The organism is Saccharopolyspora hattusasensis (assembly GCF_050972075.1).
In the GTDB taxonomy this organism is placed as follows: domain Bacteria; phylum Actinomycetota; class Actinomycetes; order Mycobacteriales; family Pseudonocardiaceae; genus Saccharopolyspora; species Saccharopolyspora hattusasensis.
The window spans coordinates 5,095,167-5,114,126 of sequence record NZ_JBPCDC010000001.1; the positions used below are offsets into that span (position 1 = coordinate 5,095,167).

Annotated in this window: 14 protein-coding genes; 6 read left to right on the top strand and 8 right to left on the bottom strand. The window is 66.3% G+C overall.

Translation table 11 applies throughout. From position 1 onward, the window contains the following. Nucleotides 1-694 precede the first annotated feature (694 nt). Genes ACRXBZ_RS24225 through ACRXBZ_RS24235 form a run of 3 tightly spaced genes read left to right on the top strand, consistent with a single transcriptional unit; the run spans nt 695 to nt 4,425 of the window. Nucleotides 695-3,010 (top strand): polyprenyl synthetase family protein, encoded by a 2,316-nt coding sequence (locus ACRXBZ_RS24225; RefSeq protein WP_433881050.1) that lies wholly within the window; start codon nt 695-697, stop codon nt 3,008-3,010. Nucleotides 3,011-3,025: 15 nt separating this feature from the next. Continuing rightward, nucleotides 3,026-3,631 carry an ABC transporter ATP-binding protein gene (locus tag ACRXBZ_RS24230; RefSeq protein ID WP_433881051.1) on the top strand — a complete coding sequence of 202 codons (606 nt, stop codon included), beginning with the start codon at nt 3,026-3,028 and terminating at the stop codon, nt 3,629-3,631. Nucleotides 3,632-3,663: 32 nt separating this feature from the next. After that, a complete protein-coding gene (locus tag ACRXBZ_RS24235; protein ID WP_433881052.1) occupies nt 3,664-4,425 on the top strand; it encodes an ABC transporter permease in 762 nt (253 codons plus the stop codon). 907 nt (nt 4,426-5,332) lie between these two features. Here ACRXBZ_RS24235 and ACRXBZ_RS24240 read toward each other — a convergent pair. Then, nucleotides 5,333-5,527: a DUF397 domain-containing protein gene (locus ACRXBZ_RS24240; RefSeq protein ID WP_433881053.1), complete on the bottom strand. Its 195-nt coding sequence runs from the start codon at nt 5,525-5,527 to the stop codon at nt 5,333-5,335. Nucleotides 5,528-5,532: 5 nt separating this feature from the next. Further along, nucleotides 5,533-6,372 carry a helix-turn-helix domain-containing protein gene (locus tag ACRXBZ_RS24245; protein ID WP_433881054.1) on the bottom strand — a complete coding sequence of 280 codons (840 nt, stop codon included), beginning with the start codon at nt 6,370-6,372 and terminating at the stop codon, nt 5,533-5,535. A gap of 135 nt (nt 6,373-6,507) precedes the next feature. On the opposite strand from ACRXBZ_RS24245, the gene ACRXBZ_RS24250 reads away from it, so the two are divergent. Both ACRXBZ_RS24250 and ACRXBZ_RS24255 read left to right on the top strand, forming a co-directional pair. Continuing rightward, entirely contained in the window at nt 6,508-6,726 is a 219-nt protein-coding gene (locus ACRXBZ_RS24250) for an HC3 family zinc finger protein (RefSeq protein ID WP_433881055.1), read from the top strand. A gap of 104 nt (nt 6,727-6,830) precedes the next feature. Then, nucleotides 6,831-7,118, top strand: a complete 288-nt coding sequence (locus ACRXBZ_RS24255) for a hypothetical protein (RefSeq protein ID WP_433881056.1) — start codon at nt 6,831-6,833, stop codon at nt 7,116-7,118. 151 nt (nt 7,119-7,269) lie between these two features. Here ACRXBZ_RS24255 and ACRXBZ_RS24260 read toward each other — a convergent pair whose 3' ends face one another. The 6 genes from ACRXBZ_RS24260 to ACRXBZ_RS24285 form a co-directional block, all read right to left on the bottom strand. Beyond that, entirely contained in the window at nt 7,270-7,773 is a 504-nt protein-coding gene (locus tag ACRXBZ_RS24260) for a DUF3039 domain-containing protein (RefSeq protein ID WP_433881057.1), read from the bottom strand. 20 nt (nt 7,774-7,793) lie between these two features. Next, complete coding sequence (locus tag ACRXBZ_RS24265) at nt 7,794-7,964, bottom strand: hypothetical protein (protein WP_433881058.1); 171 nt, start codon at nt 7,962-7,964, stop codon at nt 7,794-7,796. A 92-nt stretch (nt 7,965-8,056) separates the two neighbouring features. Further along, a complete protein-coding gene (locus ACRXBZ_RS24270; RefSeq protein WP_433881059.1) occupies nt 8,057-9,277 on the bottom strand; it encodes a helix-turn-helix domain-containing protein in 1,221 nt (406 codons plus the stop codon). A 105-nt stretch (nt 9,278-9,382) separates the two neighbouring features. Next, nucleotides 9,383-9,541 carry a hypothetical protein gene (locus tag ACRXBZ_RS24275; RefSeq protein WP_433881060.1) on the bottom strand — a complete coding sequence of 53 codons (159 nt, stop codon included), beginning with the start codon at nt 9,539-9,541 and terminating at the stop codon, nt 9,383-9,385. Nucleotides 9,542-9,605: 64 nt separating this feature from the next. Beyond that, nucleotides 9,606-10,676 carry a plasmid pRiA4b ORF-3 family protein gene (locus tag ACRXBZ_RS24280; protein WP_433881061.1) on the bottom strand — a complete coding sequence of 357 codons (1,071 nt, stop codon included), beginning with the start codon at nt 10,674-10,676 and terminating at the stop codon, nt 9,606-9,608. 427 nt (nt 10,677-11,103) lie between these two features. Further along, nucleotides 11,104-12,498, bottom strand: a complete 1,395-nt coding sequence (locus tag ACRXBZ_RS24285) for a phenylacetate--CoA ligase family protein (protein ID WP_433881062.1) — start codon at nt 12,496-12,498, stop codon at nt 11,104-11,106. Nucleotides 12,499-13,002: 504 nt separating this feature from the next. Here ACRXBZ_RS24285 and proA point away from each other — a divergent pair. Next, nucleotides 13,003-18,885 carry an anti-phage protein ProA gene (gene proA, locus ACRXBZ_RS24290; protein ID WP_433881063.1) on the top strand — a complete coding sequence of 1,961 codons (5,883 nt, stop codon included), beginning with the start codon at nt 13,003-13,005 and terminating at the stop codon, nt 18,883-18,885. Nucleotides 18,886-18,960: the final 75 nt, after the last annotated feature.

The window sequence follows — 18,960 nt, forward strand, 5'->3', positions numbered from 1 at the left end:
TATCCAGCAGCCGCGCTCTCGTGTTCTTGGCTTCCCTGATTCCGGTTGTGCTTGACCGGCCCACCCTCACAGTCGAGTCCTTGCGAGGTCGTGTGGACGGGCTCTGGAGGCGGTGGGCGGGGAATCCTGTATGGGTTGCCGTTGCTGCCGGCCCTGCCGGCCATGGCGGTGCTGGCGGTGACCGCCGGTGCGAAGACGTTCATCGAGTCCGCCTCGGTGGAGAGAACCCGTAAGTTCCATTGAAATCGAACCTTCGATTTCAATGGAACTTGCGGACCGTCGGCGTGTCGCACCCCGACACGCCGATGCCTGTGGACAACCTCCGCAATTTCAATGGAAATCGTGGGCGGGTACGGACGTGCCAGGGCCCGCAGCCTGGAAGGTCCTTGTTCTGGACGGACACCTGCGAACCGATCTGCTCGGGGCCCGGCAGGGCATCCGGATGGCGCTGGCGCCGCCCGAACGGCAAAGCCGCCGGTATCGAAACGGTCCACCACCTGGCCAACCTGCCACCCACCACCCTGCCCGAAACGACCTAAACCGGACAGGTCAACCTTGCACACGCCATGATCGAGGGGCGTCCTTTATGCCACGACCACGAAGAGTGTTCATTGGACTACCCGATTGATCCGGAATCATCGATCTGTGGTACATAATGCGCACGTGCAGTTACTGTGAGTGGGAGGTTTGGTAGATGGTGCGGTTCCTGCCGGGAGCCACGATCGACCCCGTGGTGGAAGATTTGCCGCACCTGGATTGCGGTATGGAGTGGTGGTACTTCCACACCCACCTCACGACCGAGCATGGTGACGACGTCGGCCTGTTCCTTGTGTTCACCCGCCAACTTGCGACGCGTGCTGAGGGGGAGCCGCTGCGCGCGCATTTCGCCATGATCGGACGCACCGATCACACGGCCGGAAGGCACACGAGTGCGGTGTGGGTTGATCGAGGCTGGATCGACACCGTGCGCACCACGATCACGAACGACGGTGTCATGGATCCCGGTGTGCGGCAGGCGCTTGTCGAACTCTTCGACGACGGCACCCCGGTCGCTCCCGACCTGCTCATGGGCGGCGAGGTGATGATCGCCGAGCAGGAGCTCGACTTGCGTTACGGCGATGTCGCGGCATTGCGCAAGCTGGCGGACGGCTCGTATCACGTCACGTTTGACGACGAAACGCAGTCGTGCGATCTGGTCTTCACGCCTGTGAAGCCGCCCATCATCCAGCACGATGATGCGTTTCAGGTCAGGTTCCAGGGCCCGGAGTCGCAGGCGTTCTCCTACTTCGCCCCACGCATGGCGGTGCAAGGCCGCATCGGGAACGCCACAGTGTCCGGCAGCGGCTGGTACGAGCACACCTTCGGCGCGGAGTACCTGCGGCCGGACGGGGACCAGCGTTACCCCGACGGCACTTGGAACTGGACGGGGATCCAGCTGGACAACGGCTGGGAGATCAGCGCGGGGACGATCGACCACATCGACGTCAACTCCCGCCAAAGCGTGTTCGCCCAGCGGTTCGCCACCGCGTACTCGCCGGACTGCGAGCGGGTGTCCTGCGATGCCGAGCTGGTCGGTGACCGGCCGTGGACATCACTGTCCTCGTTGAACACCTACCCCACGCGATGGACCTTGTCCGCGCCCGCGCTGGAACTGGACGTCGTCGTCGAAGCCGAGCTCCCGCAGCAGGAAATCCTCACGATGGTCACCCACGGCTCCTACCTGGAGGCTTGCGCGAACGTGCGCGGCACCATGCGGGGCGAACCGGTGTCAGGCCGCGCGTTCATCGAAGTGATGCCTGCCAACAGGGTCGCGCGGATCGAGGAGTTTCTCGGGCGTCTTCGGGACGTCACGCACGACGAGGTGCGCAAGCTGTACCCGGATTCCCCGAGCGAAGCGCTCACCATGGCACTCGCCGCGCGGGAGGCGTCCGGCGCACCCCACGCGGTCGTGTACGACGCCATGGTCCGGCCCCTGCGCTACGTCTCGGACACATCCGGCCGGGGATGGCGGTCGTTCGTCACCTGCGCCGCGCTCGAACTGTTCGGTGTGCGGGCCGAGCAGTACCGGCAGCTGCTCGCCGTGACCGAGCTGATCCACTCGGGATACCTCATGGTCGATGACGTGGAAGACGACTCGCCGATGCGGCGGGGCGAGCCGACTGCGCATTTGGTGTTCGGCGCGCCGACGGCCATCAACGCGGGTACCGCTTCCTACTTCGTGCTTGACCGCGTCCTGGCCGAGATCCTGCCGGACGAGCGGCGCCGCTTACGCGCTTACGAGAGCTACCTACGGGCAATGCGGGGTGCGCACGTGGGGCAGGGCATCGACATCACTGGACACCACGACGCCATGAACCTCGCGGTCGCCTCCGGTGATCCGACCGCGTTGCTAGCTGGTCTGCGCTGGGCGCAGCGGCTCAAGACCGGTGCCTACTCCCGTACGCTGGCCGAGATCGGCGCACTGACCGCCGGGGCGAGCGACGAGCAAATTACCGCCATGGGCAACTACTTCGAGGCTGTCGGGCTGGCGTACCAGATCACCGACGACGTGATGGACCTCGACGGTGTCACCAACCGCCTGCCGTCTGGCGAGGTCCGCGCTACGAAGCACATCGGCGAGGACTTGCGCGCGGGCAAGGTGACGATGCCGCTGGCGCAGGCGGTGGGACGGTTGCCGCACGACCGGATGGCCGCGATCTGGACGGCCGTGCGTGACGGCAAAGCCGACGACGCGAACGTGCGAGAGGTCGCTGCCGCACTGGTGGAGTGCGGCGCGGTGCAGGCCTGCTACGACGACGCCAAGGCGCAGGTCGACGCGGCGTGGGCCCCGCTGGACCCGTTGCTGCCCAAGAGTTTCGCCAAGGCCATGGTGCGCGCCCTCGGCTTCTACGCCTCGCTCCGCGAACACGAGCCTGCAGCGGGCGACCACGAGCCTGCAGCGGGCGAACGCGGAACCGCAGCGGGCCACCACGAGGCCGCAGCGGGCGAATACGTCAACAGTGGACAGTGAACGATGGTCCTTCGCGTGAACGAGCTGTACCACCGCTACGGCAAGCGTCAGGTCTTGCGTGGCGTCACCTTCGAGGTTTTGCCCGGCAGCCTCGTCGGGGTTGTCGGCGAGAACGGAGCGGGCAAGACGACGTTGCTGCGCATCCTGTGCGGCGAGCTGACTCCCACCAACGGAACGGCATCGGTGAGCGGACGGCTCGGCTACTGTCCTCAACATGTGGTGCTGAACGACGTTTTCACCGTCGCCCAGCACCTCGCCTTCTTCCAGGTGGCGTACGGACTTCCCGACCTCAGCTACGCCCACGAGTTGATTGACGTACTGCAGTTCGCGGACTTTCTCGATGAGCGCGTCGGTGTGCTCAGCGGCGGCACGCGGCAGAAGCTGAACCTGACCATCGCGCTCATGCATGACCCGGACGTGCTACTGCTGGACGAGCCCTACCAGGGCTTCGACTGGGAGACCTACCTGCGGTTCTGGGAACTTGCCCAGCGGTTGCGCGACCGCGGCCGTTCGGTGCTGGTGATTTCCCACCTCGCCTACGACGCCGACCGCCTCGACACGCTACACCGCCTTGCGGCCGGCGTCCTGTGCGAAGGCACTACTTCCCACGGAGGCCGGTAATGTGGTGGACGCGCTTCGGTACTGCCACCCGGATGGCGTTGCTCGAACACCTTCGCAATCGCCTCGCCATGTGGCTGGTGGCGCTCTATGTGCCGATCTGGCTGACCCTGGCCTACACGATAGTCGGGAACATGCCCGTCCGTTTCTACCTGCGCGCCACGGACCAAACCGTGCTTGCGCAAGGCAACGAGCTGACCCAGATCTCGGGCGCGCTCAACGCCGTCACCCAGATCGTCGGCTTCATGATGTTCACCGTCACGTTCAAATCGAGCACGTTCGACCGGCGGCTTGCGATGGCGGGATACCCGCGTGGCTACCTGCTCGCCGCCAAGGTGGTCGCCCTCGTGCTGGTCTCGGCCGTGCTCTCCTGCTACGCCACCGCGATCACGTGGTGCTTCTGGCATCCCCAGCAGCCGTTGCTGCTCGCGGTGAGTGTGTTCACCGACGCGCTGACCTACGGCGCGCTCGGCGTGATGCTGGGCGCGTTGCTGCGTGGCGAACTCGAGGGCATGTTCCTCATCGTCATGATCAGCATCATTGACATCTCACTGCAGAACCCGATCCCTAACCCCGCCGCGGACAGCGATTTCCTCCGCGTCTTGCCGTCCTACGGAGCGATGCAAGCCGCGACCACCGCTGGATTTTCCACCGTTACCCCAGTCGCCCACCTGTTGCTGCAGCTGTCCTGGTGCGCCCTGCTCACCTGCATGGGACTGCTGGCGTTCCTCCGACGCACCCGCGACCAGAACCGTGCTGGCCGCGTGTCCACGACAGCAGGGATTCCCGCTACATAGCCGAGATTTCCGGCGTCTCGAGCATCCCGGTTTCCGGCCACCAACCGCCCCCCGAAGCCGACGCTGCCACTACGGACACGATCCGGGAGATCCCCGCCTGCACTGCTGGCAGGCTCGGACACGGCCTGATCACCGCGACTGCGGTGCTGCCACGGTGCTGGCGTCAGTTTCCACCATGGCGCGCCAGACCACGGCGAGCTGTTCCATCGATTCGATCGAGTCCGCAAGATCTGCCACCAAAGCTCCTCAAATTCGTCCAAGTGCCGGTTCGAACCCGACCGGGGGCACGTACCGCATCCACACAAGCCGCGCCTGCCGTCTGAGCAGGCGTTTTGAGTGTAGTGATCATGGTTTCGTTGATCCATTCTGCCGCGTGTGCGATCTGGGGTTTGCAGCACGATCGGTGTGCCGTTGTCCGTGGTGCCGCCGATCATGTCGGCAAGTTCGCCCAGCCGCGCACGACGGGAGCGTTGCGGATCTGGGGTGACCACGGACCACACCTCGCCCGCCGGTGCCCGACCTGACCCAAACGCTGCGGCTGGCAGGTGTCAGGTGAGGACGGCGGGAGCACCGGTCTGGGAGGGTTTTGAGGCCACGGTGCTCCGCCGAGCTTTACAACCGGTGAAGCCCGGTGAGCACGTCGACGAGCAACTTCCGCGTCACCGTCGTGCGGCCGAATGCCACGTGCTCAGCGGCAGCGTGTGCGGCGTCAAGCGCTTTCTGCTCGGGGAGCGTCGGTGCGTCAGCCGCAGTGATCGGTGTGTGGGTGACCTGCTGAGTGGTAAGGAGGTCGCCGGACCACGTCGCGCTGTACCCGCACGCGATGATGCCTGTGCGTCGGGGTTTTCCCGTGGCCGTGCCTAGCTAGGAGCCCAGCTCCGTAGAGCGTGACCGGTGCTGGGGTGTCCTACGCCGCGCGGCCCCGGAGCCCGGCAACGAATGCCGCCCATCGCGCCCGAGAAAACGCGAGCACTGCACCGCTCCGGCGATCCTTCGAGTCCCTGACGCCGACGAACTCCGCCGCCCTCGCCACCTCGACGCAGTTCGAGGTGGATCCCGACCTGCTTGACTTCCGCCACTCCGCCCGGGACCAGTCCAGCATTGTCGCTACCTCAGCTCACGCACGATGTCCGCTATCAGATGCTGAGATTCTCTCGCATTGAGGGCCACCAAGTCGATACGTTCCAGCGCTTCCCGGTACGGCCCGGTCATCGGCGTTTCGTCCAGGAAGACAGCGGTCCTGGCCAGCTCGACGTGCACGACAGGTCGAGCCGACGGGAACTCCACCAGTTGGAACCCGCCCACCATGCCTGGATGCGCGCAGGCCCGAGTCGGCACAACCCGTACCGAGACCGACTTCAGCTTGGCAACGTCTCCGAGGTGACAAAGCTGCTCGTGCATCACCTCGGCACCACCGACATGTGCTCGAAGTGCAGCCTCGCCGATCAAGCCGACGTACTCGACCCCCGCACGGCGTAGCACTTGCTGTCGCCGAAGACGCGCCGTCAAGCGGAGTTCAATCTGGTCGGGCTCGATCCCATCGGCGAGCATGAAGGACCGCGAGTACTCCAGGGTTTGCAAGAGACCAGGAACCAGCATCGGCTCCCAGCTGACCAGGCGAGACGCTTCAGATTCGTAGCTTGCAAGTGTCGCCGATTCAGATGGCAGCCCAGGAAGACCGACTGCCCACCAACCTGGCTCGTCGAGGCTTCGGCTCATCCCGATAAGTCGATCACGCTCGGTTCCTGTCACTCCGTACAACGCAAGCAGCGCCGACACTTCTTCCGGAACGATGTTGCGGAGTCCGTTCTCCAATCGCGACAGCGTCGACTTCGACCAATCGAGCTTCGCGGCGACGGCTGTAACTGTGAGTCCTGCGGCTTCTCGCATCGCCGCAAGCTCGGCTCCAAGACCCCGAGCCCGAACGCCAGGCTTCTTGCGCGGCACCAGCATTTCCTCCCTTGGAGTGGCAGTTCGTAGCTTGATCAGGTTGCAGCTTCGCGATCTTGTTGCAGCAACGATCGTTGCACGATGAAATCAGCATGACACACAGAGTTACAAGTTCAGCAACGGAGGCCGCTCTTGCCTACATCCGACTACTTGACCTACGTCTGGCGCCCCGTCACGGGAGGCCGCCACGCGTTTCCCGTCGCAGCAACGAAAGCTCCGCACGAGGAGCAGGTGAAGGCGTTCTGCGGAGCAGAAGCGCACGCGCCGGAGCTGCACGACCGGTCCGAAGTGGACTGGATCCGCGAAGACACCTGCATGCGCTGCTGGCACACCCTCACCACCCGCCTGTGACACCCAGGGACGGGCGATTTCGCGCGAAATCGCCGCTCCCCACGCCTGGCAAGTGCCGATTTCGCGCGAAATCGACCCGTCCCGCCTCGGAAGGAACCCCACCGATGTTCTGGATCCAGCTCAGCACGTTCGTCCTGTTCAACCTGCTGATCCTCGCCATGCTCGCCACCCAGCTACCCGCAAGAGCCATCGCGTTCTCAACAGGCCAGCACGCCGGAGGCGGCGAAGGCGCCTACACGGTCTGGCACCTCATAGCCGACATCGAAGCCGAATCCCGCACCACCGACGAACCCGACACCAGGCACGAACATCCCCATATACCACCGGGATTCCCCACCACAGACCCTGACGACCTCGACGAGCCGACCGGGCGGCACCACCTCCGCGCCTGAGCCCCAGACCGGGGCGGTGCGGTGACCTTCCCCCGACCTCGCACCGCGCCGGCCCACCCCCGGTAGCCGGGCGCGAATGCCCCCTCCCCACGGCCACCGGCCAAACCTAGATGTACCGCCTCGGAAGGTTGTAAACACTTACGACACCTAGCTAGTCGCTCTCCTCGCTCGCGATCTCGACGCACTCCGAACACATCGGCCATCCGTCCGGCGGGCGCTCGCGCGGCCCCCACCCGATCGCGCCGCAGAGCCCCGGTACGACCGTCCCTTTGCCGAACGGCTTCGTCGGTTCATTGGGCTTCGCCCAATGAACGACCTCTTCGCGCCATGACGGCGCGTAGAGCAGCAAAGTGCTCGACGACTTGACGACGCTGGCCATAGGCTCGGGTGAGAGCTCCGTCCGCTGCGGCGCGCGTTCGAACTCGTTCCGACTCACCGGAGGCGCATCGCTGCCGAGCACAGCGAGGATGAAGCAGTCCACGCACGGCGTACCCGTGAACGCGGGGACAGGCTCGACTTCGTCCGGCTTCACCTCGTCGCCGCACGGCGCTCGCCAGATGGCCGCAGCGCCGTTGTCTGCGGGAACCCGGTACGCGTGAACCTCTCGCGGGCGATCCTGCGGTGCATGTTCCGGCCGCAGGCGTGCCAGGATCACCAGCCGGGAACGGTGTCCCTTCACGCGGCACGCCCCGGAAAGTGACGGCGCAGCTGTTCCTCCCGACGCCGGGCCGCAGCTTTGAGCGCTTGCTTCTCCCGGTGCCCTGGCAGCCACCACAAGATGAACAGCGGAACGAAGATCACCGACCAGGCCAGCGACCCGAGCAACATCGCCAATGCGTCATGCATGGCACCAACATCGGCCGGATCGGCGGGTACAACGGGTACGACCTGGAGCACGACGGCAAGGGGTACGAGTTGTACCCCTTTGCGCGAACGGGCTACACGGTCAAGCCAAGCTGGCGGGCCAGACCCCGCACCTCCGACTGCACCATGCGTCCGCCGGAGGTCACCAGATCCCCGGCAATGCCCCGCGACAACGGGTGGCACCGCATGGATTCCTCGGAGATCTTCGTCGCCCGCTGCAGCACGTGCAGCGTCGCCGTGTAGTCCTTGCGCTGGTGATACGCCCGCGCCGTCTCCAGCCACAACCGAGCCCGACGGTCCACGGAGGGCACCGAATCGGGGTCAATCTGCTCAGCGGTGTCAATGGCCCGCCCGGACTTCCGCAGGTCGACCTGGACGGATACCGCGGTGAGGTCCGCATTGGCACGACCGAACAGCGTCCACGGGTGCGCGTATCCACCGGGCAATCGCGCGGCCATGTCGTCCGCCCGGTCCAGGTTCCACAGCGCGTCACCCTCGCGCCCCATCCGGGCAGCCGTGATCGCCGCATGCAGCCGGCATGAACCCCACAACGCCCGGACGCTGTCACTGCCGTTGTCCAAGTACGGCTCCAGCAGTCCCGCAGCGTCGGTGACCAAGCGGTAGGCATCATCTTCCCGGCCGGTCGCTCGCCACACATTGCCGACCACCCACGCCGCACCAGCCAGCGCGGCAGGGTCATCGGCTTGTTCAGCCGAGGCCATGCAGCGATCGGCCGACAACCACAGCAACGCCGAATCCGACACCCACGCGAGCGCCTGCTCCGCCAGAGCATAGGCAGCCGACAGCGCGGCGTGTGCTTGTCGACGCTCATCTCCTTCGAGAACGCGAGTTGCCCGCCGAACGTCCCGGATGATCTGCGGCAGGATCCTGCCAACGGACTTGCGCGGAGTCGGCGACGAGTGCCAGAGCGCCCACGCATCGGCGGTGCGCCGGTGCAAGTCAGCAGGGTCCGGACGTGGCTCCGGCGAGACGCTGAGCATCGTCTCTTCGATCGCCTCGCGCATGGCCGGAACCACTTCGTGCGAACCCCTACCGACCATCGTCGTCGGCGGCTTCTCACCGGTCAGTTCGCTCAAGTCCTGCACACCGAGCGCGTCGGCAAGCTGCACGAGCTTCTCCCAGCGCGGCGGATGAAGCCTGCCCTTCTCAACCGCCTTGAGCCACTCGGCCGACCGGCCAACGAGGCCGGCCACAACCGGCCGCGACTTGCCGCGTCGCTCCCGGATGATCTGAATGCGTTCGCCGATCGTCCTGCCTGCAAGCTCATCCGTCACAACGGATCACCTCTTCGCGGAAGGGGCCTCCTCGCGAAACCCCCGGCCCGTCGACCAGGGGCATACCTCCGCGAAGAGGTACCGCCGAGCGTAGCGACCTCTCGATCAGGTGACGAGGCACCGAGCGCCACTGCGCCGGGCGACCGCTGCGTTGCCGCGAGCGCGAAGCTCGAACGTGGCGTCGTCCTCGACGAGTCCGGTCACAACGACCGGGTTGCCGAGCAACGTCGCGGGAACCGGGAAGTCGATCTCCTCGGCCAGCACGGTCTGGAACGCGGCAATTTGTTCGGCTTCGCCGTAGGCGTCGGTGAGTATGACTTCGATGTCGTCACGAAGTCGTGCTTCGGCCTCCTGCTCCGCTGCCTAGCTGGGCGAGGCGGGTGTTGATTCCGGCCTTGTCAAAGGCGATCCACGCGAGCTCATCATCGCCGCAGTCCTCAACCGGTGCGTCACCACGGCCGTCCATGCAGATCGGAAGGGTGGCGGCTGGTGTCGGCTCGACGACCTTCTCCAGGGTGATCTCGTGCCGCCAGTCGTCACCGAAGTCATAGGTGTAGGTGATGGGCTTGCGGGCGCGGGCGAACGCGGCGGCCAGGGTGATCCCATGTTCGTCGTACTCGAAGTCGAAGTACGGGTCGCCGTACTGGCGCCGTCCGACGGTGAACCCGTGGAGATGGTCGCCGTCCCAGGCGAAGGCAATCTGAATGACCTCGTGCAAATCGCCCAACGTGGCGGATGCCGGCATGAGCACACGGCGCCAGCACGCCGGCCGCACATGCTGCAGAACGATCTTGAGCTGGTACGTCCCGTCTTCTTCCGCGTCGTCGGACGAGCCGAGCAACGACACGCCTCGGGTGCCGATCACCGACAGGGCCCAGCGGCCAAGAGGAGTGATCCGCCGCACCGGCGCGTCGGTGATGGCGCCGAAGGCGGCCAGCAACTCCAACGTCACCTCCGCCGGATCGCGCACGCCGAACCCCCGAGTGAAGGTCTGGTACAACTCGTACCCCGCATGGATGATGGCGTGACTGATCGCTCTCGGCAGTTCGGCGCGGGTCGGCACCGGTTTGCCAGCCAACACGGTCAGGGCGAGCCTGCCGATCTCCAGTTCTTCCGATGCCTCCTCACCGTCGAACAGGCCGGTCAGGGCGGCCGCGAAACCTCGGGCCCAGAGCTCGAGCAGCTCGTCGGGGCTGGCGGACTGCCAGCCCGCCAGGGCCGGCGCCGCCACGGCTCGACCGCCCTCGATGGAAATCAGTCCCGCGCCGAGCGCCACCGTCCACCGCCAGTGCAGCGCGGGCACGTCCGCCGCGCTGCGCACAGACTCCGGCAACTCGATGCCCAGCGCACGGCCTGCCGTCGGCACGTCCGCCCGCCGCAGCACATGGTTGGCCGTCACCGCCCGGCCCGTGCCAACCCAACCCGCCAGGACAACCGCGTCCCGAAACGCATCACACTCGCGCACCGAACGAGCAAGATCATCAACTAGATCGTCACTGCCCACCGGGCGAGGATAGAGCGTCCCGGCGGCCACCGACCAAGCGGCCAGACGCACTGTGTGTGACAGCACTGTGCCCACGCCAGTTCGGCGCATATGGCCTTGCCGGCGACTTCCGCTGCGCGGAATCGGCGAGTGCTGCACGGGATCGCGGCCATCAGATGTAGCGAGTGCTTGAACTCGACACGTCCTGCATGGATGTGCACGGCCGCAAGCAGTCCGGTGGGCAGTGTTTTCAGCACTCCGGAAATGGCGCTTTTCGGCAGCTTGCGAAGGCAGCCCAGCGGCTTGCGCACGGACTCGCGCTGGGTGCAGGCGAACGCGTTGCTTATCGCAGGGCGATGAATCGTCGTAGCTTTCCGGTCGATTCGTGGCGGGGGAGCCGGTCGACCTTCTGGAGTCGGACCTCCGGGTTCGGCAGGCCGTGGCGGCTCAGCGCGGCCGCGACCGATGCGGTCAGCTTGGCCGCGTCGGGCGAGCCGACGGCGAGGATCTCGGCTCCGGCCGGAGTCTGGCGGACCTGGTATTCGGCGATGTGCGGATCCGTGCCGAGGACGTGGCGGAAGACGCTCGCCGGCACCATGCACGCCGGGTAGTGGAAGTCATCGTCGTGCCGTCCGGCGATATCTGCCAGCCGCGCGAACGAACTTCCGCATTCGCACCTGCCGGGCAGGGGCGTGATCTCGTCCCCGAGGTCGTAGCGGATGAACGGGAACGTCCGATTGGCGAGTCCGGTGGCGAGCGTTCGCGCGGCGGGCTCGTCCGGGGCGACCGGCATTCCGTCCTCGTCGACCCGTTCCAGCACGACCTCGTCCTCGCACACGTGCAGTCCCTCAGCGCGTCCGCACCCGACCGCCTGCACACCGATCTCGGTCGAGCCCCAGAGGTTGTGGACCGGCACGTTCCAGGCGTCGCGGATCGCCCGTCGATCCTCGTCGAAGAGGGGCTCGGAGTTGGTGCTCACCCGCACGGGGCGGATCTCCAGCGCTCCTGCCAAGGCGGCGCGGGCAAGCCGCCCGATCACCGTCGCGTACCCGACGAGGTGGGTGGGGCGGGCAGCCGCCACCGCTGCGAGGACCTCGTCGAACGGCTCGCTGGCCGGGATCACGACCGTCTCCATGCCCGCTGCGCTCGGTACGTCGAACAGCGGCGTGCTGGCGTGCGGTGGCACCCCTGCCTCCAGCACCGCGAGCCGGGCTGGGCGCCGCGGCCCACGTCGCTCCTCTCGCGCCTGCATCCGCCAGGCGAGACAAGCCAGCGTTACGAACAGTTCCCAATCCCACGCGTACACGCCTCGTACGCCGGTCGACCCGCCGGAACTGAAGATCTGCTGACCGCCCGGTGCGTACGAGAACCACGGTTGTCCGGCGAGGATGCGCTCGGCTGCTGCCCGGTCGAGGTCGGGAACCGTCAGGATGGCGTCCCACTCCTCCTGCGCCTCCCGCTTGGTCATCACCGGAAGCCTCGCCAGGTCTGCCACCATGACCGAGGAAAGATCGAGGCCACGCATCCGGGCCGCGTGAAAGGGCGAACGCTCGCGCGCATATGCGAGCAGAGCACGCAGCCGCTGGTCGCGGTAGCGGTCAATCCGTTCCCGGGGCCAATCCAGGCGTGCGACGTGGTCCTCTAGCGCCGCGTGCACCGCACTGAGATGGCCGGCGCGCAGGCGCCCGTACGTCGCCTTCGCGACGCTCGTTCGGTCAGTGCCGGCCGACTCGGACATCCGCATCCTCCGGGCCCGGGGAGGCCGCGCGCCAGCCTCCTCGTGTTCCTGCCTCCGAGTCTTCCACGACCACGCAGACCGGCCACCCGCGCCGATGCGCTCGATTTCGGCCGAGAGTTCGCGGTCAGTCGCCTTCTCCGGCGGCGGTCGCGCCGGGGGTGCCCGGCATTACGACGAGGCTGACGACGTGGCAAATGACACGGGTGCGGTCGGCGTCTCGCGCGTGGCTGGTCCGCGCGATGATCGACACTTGGATTTACTTAGGTGGGACGGCACCACCGTTGCCAGGCCGCTGAGCTCCTACGGAGTTGGGGTCAACTTGTCTGGCTTGCCGTCACAAGCGTTCCGGGGCGCTGCTGCTTTTCAACCATGTCTTTGGCCGCGCCGGGACGTGGCTTCCGGCGCGGTTGGTAACGGGTGTGTCCGGCTTGCCGAACTAATGTTCAGTCATGTCGACGTGCTGCCATCTGGGGGAGTACGTTGCCTATTCCGATTGCGAGCGCAATGAGCCATTCGGTCTTCCACTCGTCCAGCGGTGAGAACGAGCGGTTGCGGGTCGAGCTGTTGCACCCTCCCGCGATGTACTACGCGTTGGTGCACAACAGGGTTCCGGTGGTGCACCATCTCCGGGTCGAGAACCGCGGCGACGTCACGATCGAACAGGTCGAAGTCATGCTGGAGCTCACCGGGCCGGACGGACCGCTCGCCGAGCCGTGGACCCGAGCTGCGGTGACCGTGCCCGCTGATGGCGTGGTGAGCTGGGACGACTTCCGCGAGTTCGCCCCGGACGCATCGGCGTTGAAGAGCGCCGACGAAGCGTTTCCAGTCACCTATCGCGTCGCCGTGCGAATCGGGGATGGGGCTGACCTCGAACTGTCGGTTCCGTCAAGGGTGCTCGCCCACAACGAGTGGCTGAGCGCTCCGGCGCTCTACGAGTCGATTTCCGCTTTCGTGCAGCCCAACACCGCCGCGGTGCAGCAGGTGCTGCGGGCAGCTGGAGCGCTGCTCCAGCGAGAGACCGGTTCCGGCTCGCTGCAGGGCTACCAGGCCGGTCCGAAGCGGGCGGTGCAGATCGGTGCCGCCATCTACGAGGCGCTGCGCGAGCACGCGATCACCTACGTCGGGATGCCGGCATCCTTCGAAGACACCGGGCAGAAGGTCCGCACCACTGCGGAGGTGCTGCGCGACCGCGTGGGCAACTGCATCGACCTGTCGGTCACCTACGCGGCCTGTCTGGAAGCAGCTGGGCTGCACCCGTTGATCTGGATCGTGCGGGGGCATGCGTTCGCCGGGTTCTTCCTCAACGAGGAACGGCTACCGGAGAGCGTATCCCTGGAACCGGCTCAGATGATCAACGTGGTCGAATCCGCGAAGGCGGTCGCCGTCGAGCTCACCGGGATCGGCCCCGGTGCGGACTCCGTTGACTTCGCCGAGGCAGTTCGGCTGGGCCGCGCCCACCTGCGTGGTCCGCGCGACCTCCACGGCATGGTCGACGTTCATCTCGCGCACCGCTGTGACATCCGGCCGATGCCTTCGGCGGATCCCGTGGCCCCGGGGGTCGCCCAGGAGGCGCCGGCAGCAGCGGGGCAGAGCCGTCTCGCCCTTCCGGACGAGCTGATCGCCAGTGGTGCGCTAAATGATGAGGAAAACCTCGAACAGCAGGCCACCACCAGCGATGCCCCACCGCGGATCGGAGCTTGGCGGCGTGCATTGCTCGATCTGAGCCTGCGCAACCCTCTGCTAAAGCTCCCCAAGCGCGGCAAAGGATTGGACCTGCACGTACCTGCCGGGTCGCTCAAAGACCTTGATGATTTGGTGCACACGGGAAAGCCACTCGACATCGTGGCGCAAGACATCCTCGGCGGTGTACAGGAGCTGCAGGGTGTGCGGCGCGCGCAGGAGCTCCCGGACGAGATCGTGGCAAACGAACTCGTCGCCGATTGCCGCGTCTACGCCTCGGTGACCCAGGCACGCTACGTCGACCGCATGCGGGAGTTGCAGCGCGCGGCGCGGACCGTGGAGCAGGAAACCGGCAGCAACTACCTGTACCTCACCCTCGGTTCGATGGTGCACCCAACTCCGAGCGGTGAGGCGCACGCACCGCTGTTCGTGCTACCGGTGCGCATCGAGGGCGGCACCGGACGCCGGCCCTACACGCTGGTCGTCGACGGTGACGAAATCGCAGCGCCTAACCACTGCCTGGTGCAGTGGCTGCGGCAGAAGCACGGTGTCGAGATTCCCGTGCTGCAAAACCCGATCCTCGACGAAGCCAGCATCGACATCGGCGCATCGCTGCGCGCGATACGGCAGGGCCTCGTCGACAACAATCTCAACTTCCGGATTGACGAGACGGCGAGCCTGCGGCTGCTGGAGTTCTCCACGTTCCAGATGTGGCGTGATCTGACGCAGCACTGGGAGACTTTCATGCGGAACCCGGTGGTGCGGCACCTGGTGGAGAGCCCCGGTCGGCCGATGGGTGCTGCCACGCCAGCCGTGGTGGACATCGACGAGACCGAGCTCTTCCTGCCGATCGCTGCGGACGGCTCGCAACTGCGGGCTGTCGCACTCGCCGAGCAAGGCCACTCCTTCGTGCTGGAAGGACCGCCCGGCACCGGGAAGTCCCAGACGATCACTAACCTGATCGCCCATGCCATGGCCGCTGGCAAGACAGTGCTGTTCGTCGCCGAGAAACAAGCCGCGCTGGACGTGGTAAAGCGGCGGCTCGCCGCACTCCGACTCGACACCTTCTGCCTGGACGTGCACGGCCGCAAACAGTCCCAGCGCAGCATCCACCAGCAGCTCAAGGCCGCGAAAGAGCGGCAGGTACCCGCAGATCCCCACGAGTGGAGCGCGCTGACCGCCAAGTTCCGGTCCAAGGCCACCGCGTTGCAGCAGTACCCCGAGCAGCTGCACGACACCAACGGCGCTGGATTCTCGGTCTGGTCCGGTTATCAGGCGAAGTTGGCGCACGGCGATGGCCCCGCGGCGTACGTTCCGCCGAGCTACTTCTCGCTTCCCGAGCAGCAGCGCCGGGCTGTTGAGGCCGCCGCGCGCGACTTGCCCGGTGCAACGCGCTCCGCGCGGCTGAGGCCGCAGCACCCGTGGGCGATCAGCGGGCGTCGCGACGTGGCGGGATCGGACGCTCAGGCTGTCCTTGCCGCCGCACGGGAGCTTGAGGACGTGCGGCAGTGTTTCGCACGGCTACCGGAGACGTTGCGGCACCAGATCAGTGCGCTGCCGAATCCGCTGCAGCTAGGGCAGGTTATCGAGGCAGCCCGGCTCGCCAGGGCAGGAAGGCTCCCGGACGCCGGCCGGACCGCGGCGGCCGCGCAACCCGGATGGGACGGCGTCGTGCAGGGTGCGGTGCGGGCGATCAGCCTGTTCCAGCAGCAGCACCGGGAAGCACTCGCGACGTTCCGGCCGGAGTTTTTCGTGCATCCCGCCTTCGACGGCCTCCAAGCCCAGGCCGCGGAAGCTGATCGCGGGCTTTTCGGCAAGAAGAAGCGCCGCGTGGCCTTGGTCGATGCCCTGCGGGGACACCTGGCTCCGCACGCGGAGCTCGACGAAGCGACCGTTCTCGCGAAACTTCAAGTCGCGGCTCAAGCGAGGCAGGCCGCAGCTGAAGTCGCACACAACACCCGTGCGGTAACTGGGCTGTTGTTGCCGCCGTCGTGGTTGCCGACCCGCCCTGACGCAGCGGCAGCGGTGCAGTCTGAACACCGCACACTGCAGGTGTCGCGAGAGGCCCGTCACCGACTTCCAGGCGTGTGGGAGGCACTGAGTAGGCTCGGCGCGCACGTCCCGGCCGAGGAGTTGGCGCGATTCATCGGCGCTTGGCAGCGCTGGATGCAGCTGCTCAACACCACCGACGAGGAATTCTCCCGCTGGGCGACGGATTCCGGCTGGGCGGCTTCCTGGGAGCGTGACGGCCACGGCTGGGTTTCCGAACTTGGCGGCGGCCTGGTCGCGATTCAGCGGTGGGGCGTTGTACTCGCGCACACCGATGTGCTCAAGGACGCCGGGCTGTCCGAATTCCGCGCTCGGATCCTAGCCGGCGAAGTCCCGTCCGCGGAGATCGAGATGGCAGTCCTCCGCGGCATCGCTGCGTCCGCAGTTGCCGAACGTCTGCACGCCAGCGAGCTGGAGTACTTCGACGCGGAGACCCACCAGCAGCAGGTAGCCGACTACCTCGAACTCGGCGACGAGATCCGCGATCGCCTTCCCCAGCAGATCGCTGCCAGGCTCGTCAACGCATCGCAGCGGGATCTTGCGTTCCGGGATCGCGTTGGAGAGCTGCTGCGGCGCTTGGCCGCCCGCAATGATCGGCTTTCTTTCCGGGAAGCCGTCGTCCAGTACTTCGATGTCATCAGCCGGTTGACCCCGTGCCTGCTGATGAGCCCGGCGTCGGTGGCAGCTTTCCTGGAGCCAGGGGACATCGACTTCGACATAGTCGTGTTCGACGAGGCTTCGCAGATCCGCGTTGCGCAGGCCATCGGTGCGATGGGGCGCGGGAAGTCGGTCGTCGTGGTCGGTGACTCCAAGCAGATGCCGCCCACCAGCGTCATGCAGGCCAGCAATGCCGAGGAGTCGGCAGATCCCACAGTGCCAGAGGACCTCGACAGCATCCTCTCCGAGTGCATCGAGTCCGGGCTGCCCCGGGAGTTGCTGACCTGGCATTACCGCAGCACCGACGAGTCGCTCATCGCCTTCTCCAACCGGCATTATTACGACGGCAAACTTGCCAGCCTGCCCGCGTCGGGCGGGGACGAGTCCGTGGGGATCGTCTGGCGGCGGGTGGACGGGTACTTCGAGTCGGGCGGTAGCCGGACCAACGTCGTCGAGGCCAGGGCGATCGTTGCGGAGATCTCGCGGATTCTCGCCGACCCGCGCACCGCCGACCGGTCGATCGGGGTCGTCACGTTCAACATCCAGCAGCGGGACCTGGTCCTGAACCTGCTGGAGGGCAGCGATGACGTGCGAATCCAGCAGGCGCTATCCCGCGGCGGCAACGAGGAGCTGTTCGTCAAGAACCTGGAGAACGTGCAGGGTGACGAACGGGACGTGATTCTGTTCTCGCTGGCGTTCTCCCCCGACCCCAAGACCGGTCGAGTCCGGTTGCAGCTCGGTCCGCTGATCAACACCGGCGGCGAGCGGCGCCTCAACGTCGCGGTGACCAGGGCACGCACGCAGGTGATCGTGTTCAGCTCGTTCGACCCGGAGCACATTGACCTCACGGCCACCAAGGCCGCAGGTATCCACCACCTGCGCGCCTACCTGGAGGTAGCAGCCCGGGGCTTGCACACTTCGGGCGATCTCACCGGCCGCTCGGGTCGCGCGAACCTCGACCGGATCACCGAGGAGATCGCCGCCGCCATCCGGGCCCGCGGTCACGAGGTGGAAGCACATTACGGGTTGTCGCACTTCACGGTGGACATCGCGGTGCGCTCGCCTGGCCAGCGGAGCTGGCAGGTGGCGGTCCTGCTCGACAACCCGGAGTGGGCCGCACGCCCGGCGTTGGCCGACCGCGACGCAGCACCGCGACTGCTCACTGACGTGATGAACTGGTCCGAAGTGGTGCGGGTCTGGTTGCCGCAGTGGATGACCGATCGGGACGGCGTTCTCGACCAGATCGATCAGGCCGTGGCCGCCTCGTCGGTGCCGCCTGAGCCAGCGCCGGTGGAGGACTCCCCGGTGCTGGACGTGCAATGGCCCACTCAGACCGAGGAACCAGTTATAGAGCCGACTGTTGAGGCTGTACCGATCATAGAGGTCGAAGCGGATCGACCGGTACTGCGCGACGCTGTGACGATTCCCGGCGCCACCGAACCCAGTCCCGGCACGGCGGTCGAGGAATTCGTTCCATTCGAACCGACTTCGGTCGGTACCCGCGAGCAGCTTGACGATTTGGCGCACGACAAATCCGTGCAACTGCTGGTGCAGGAATGCATGGACAAGGTGATCGCCTGCGAGGGACCGATCGAGATCGACCGACTGATGAGGCTGGTCGGCAAGTGCTTTGAACTGCAGAGACTACGTGCTGACCGCAGTCATTTGATGCAGCGGTTTCTATCGGATCGGTACCGCGTCACTGGTCGTTTCAACATCAGGTTCGTCTGGCCCGACCACTGCGATTCGGCAACCTGGCGCGGCTTCCGGCGCAACTCCAAGCAGAACGGCCGGAAGTTCAACGAAATCGCACCAGAGGAGATCGTCAACGCGATGCGCCACGCTCTCGACACCGGATCTGCCAACGACACCAAGCAGCTCTATCGGACGGCGCGAGAACTGCTGGGCTACGGCAAGACCACTGAGGCGATGGAGCACGTCCTGGGGGAGGCGCTGGCTTGGGGAGTCACCGAAGGACGCCTGCCGAAGCCTCCCGCGTGAACTTCTCCTGGCCAGCAGTTTCCGCTCTGGCCGGGAAACGACCAGCGTCCTGGGAGCAACCTTGCGCCAGATTGC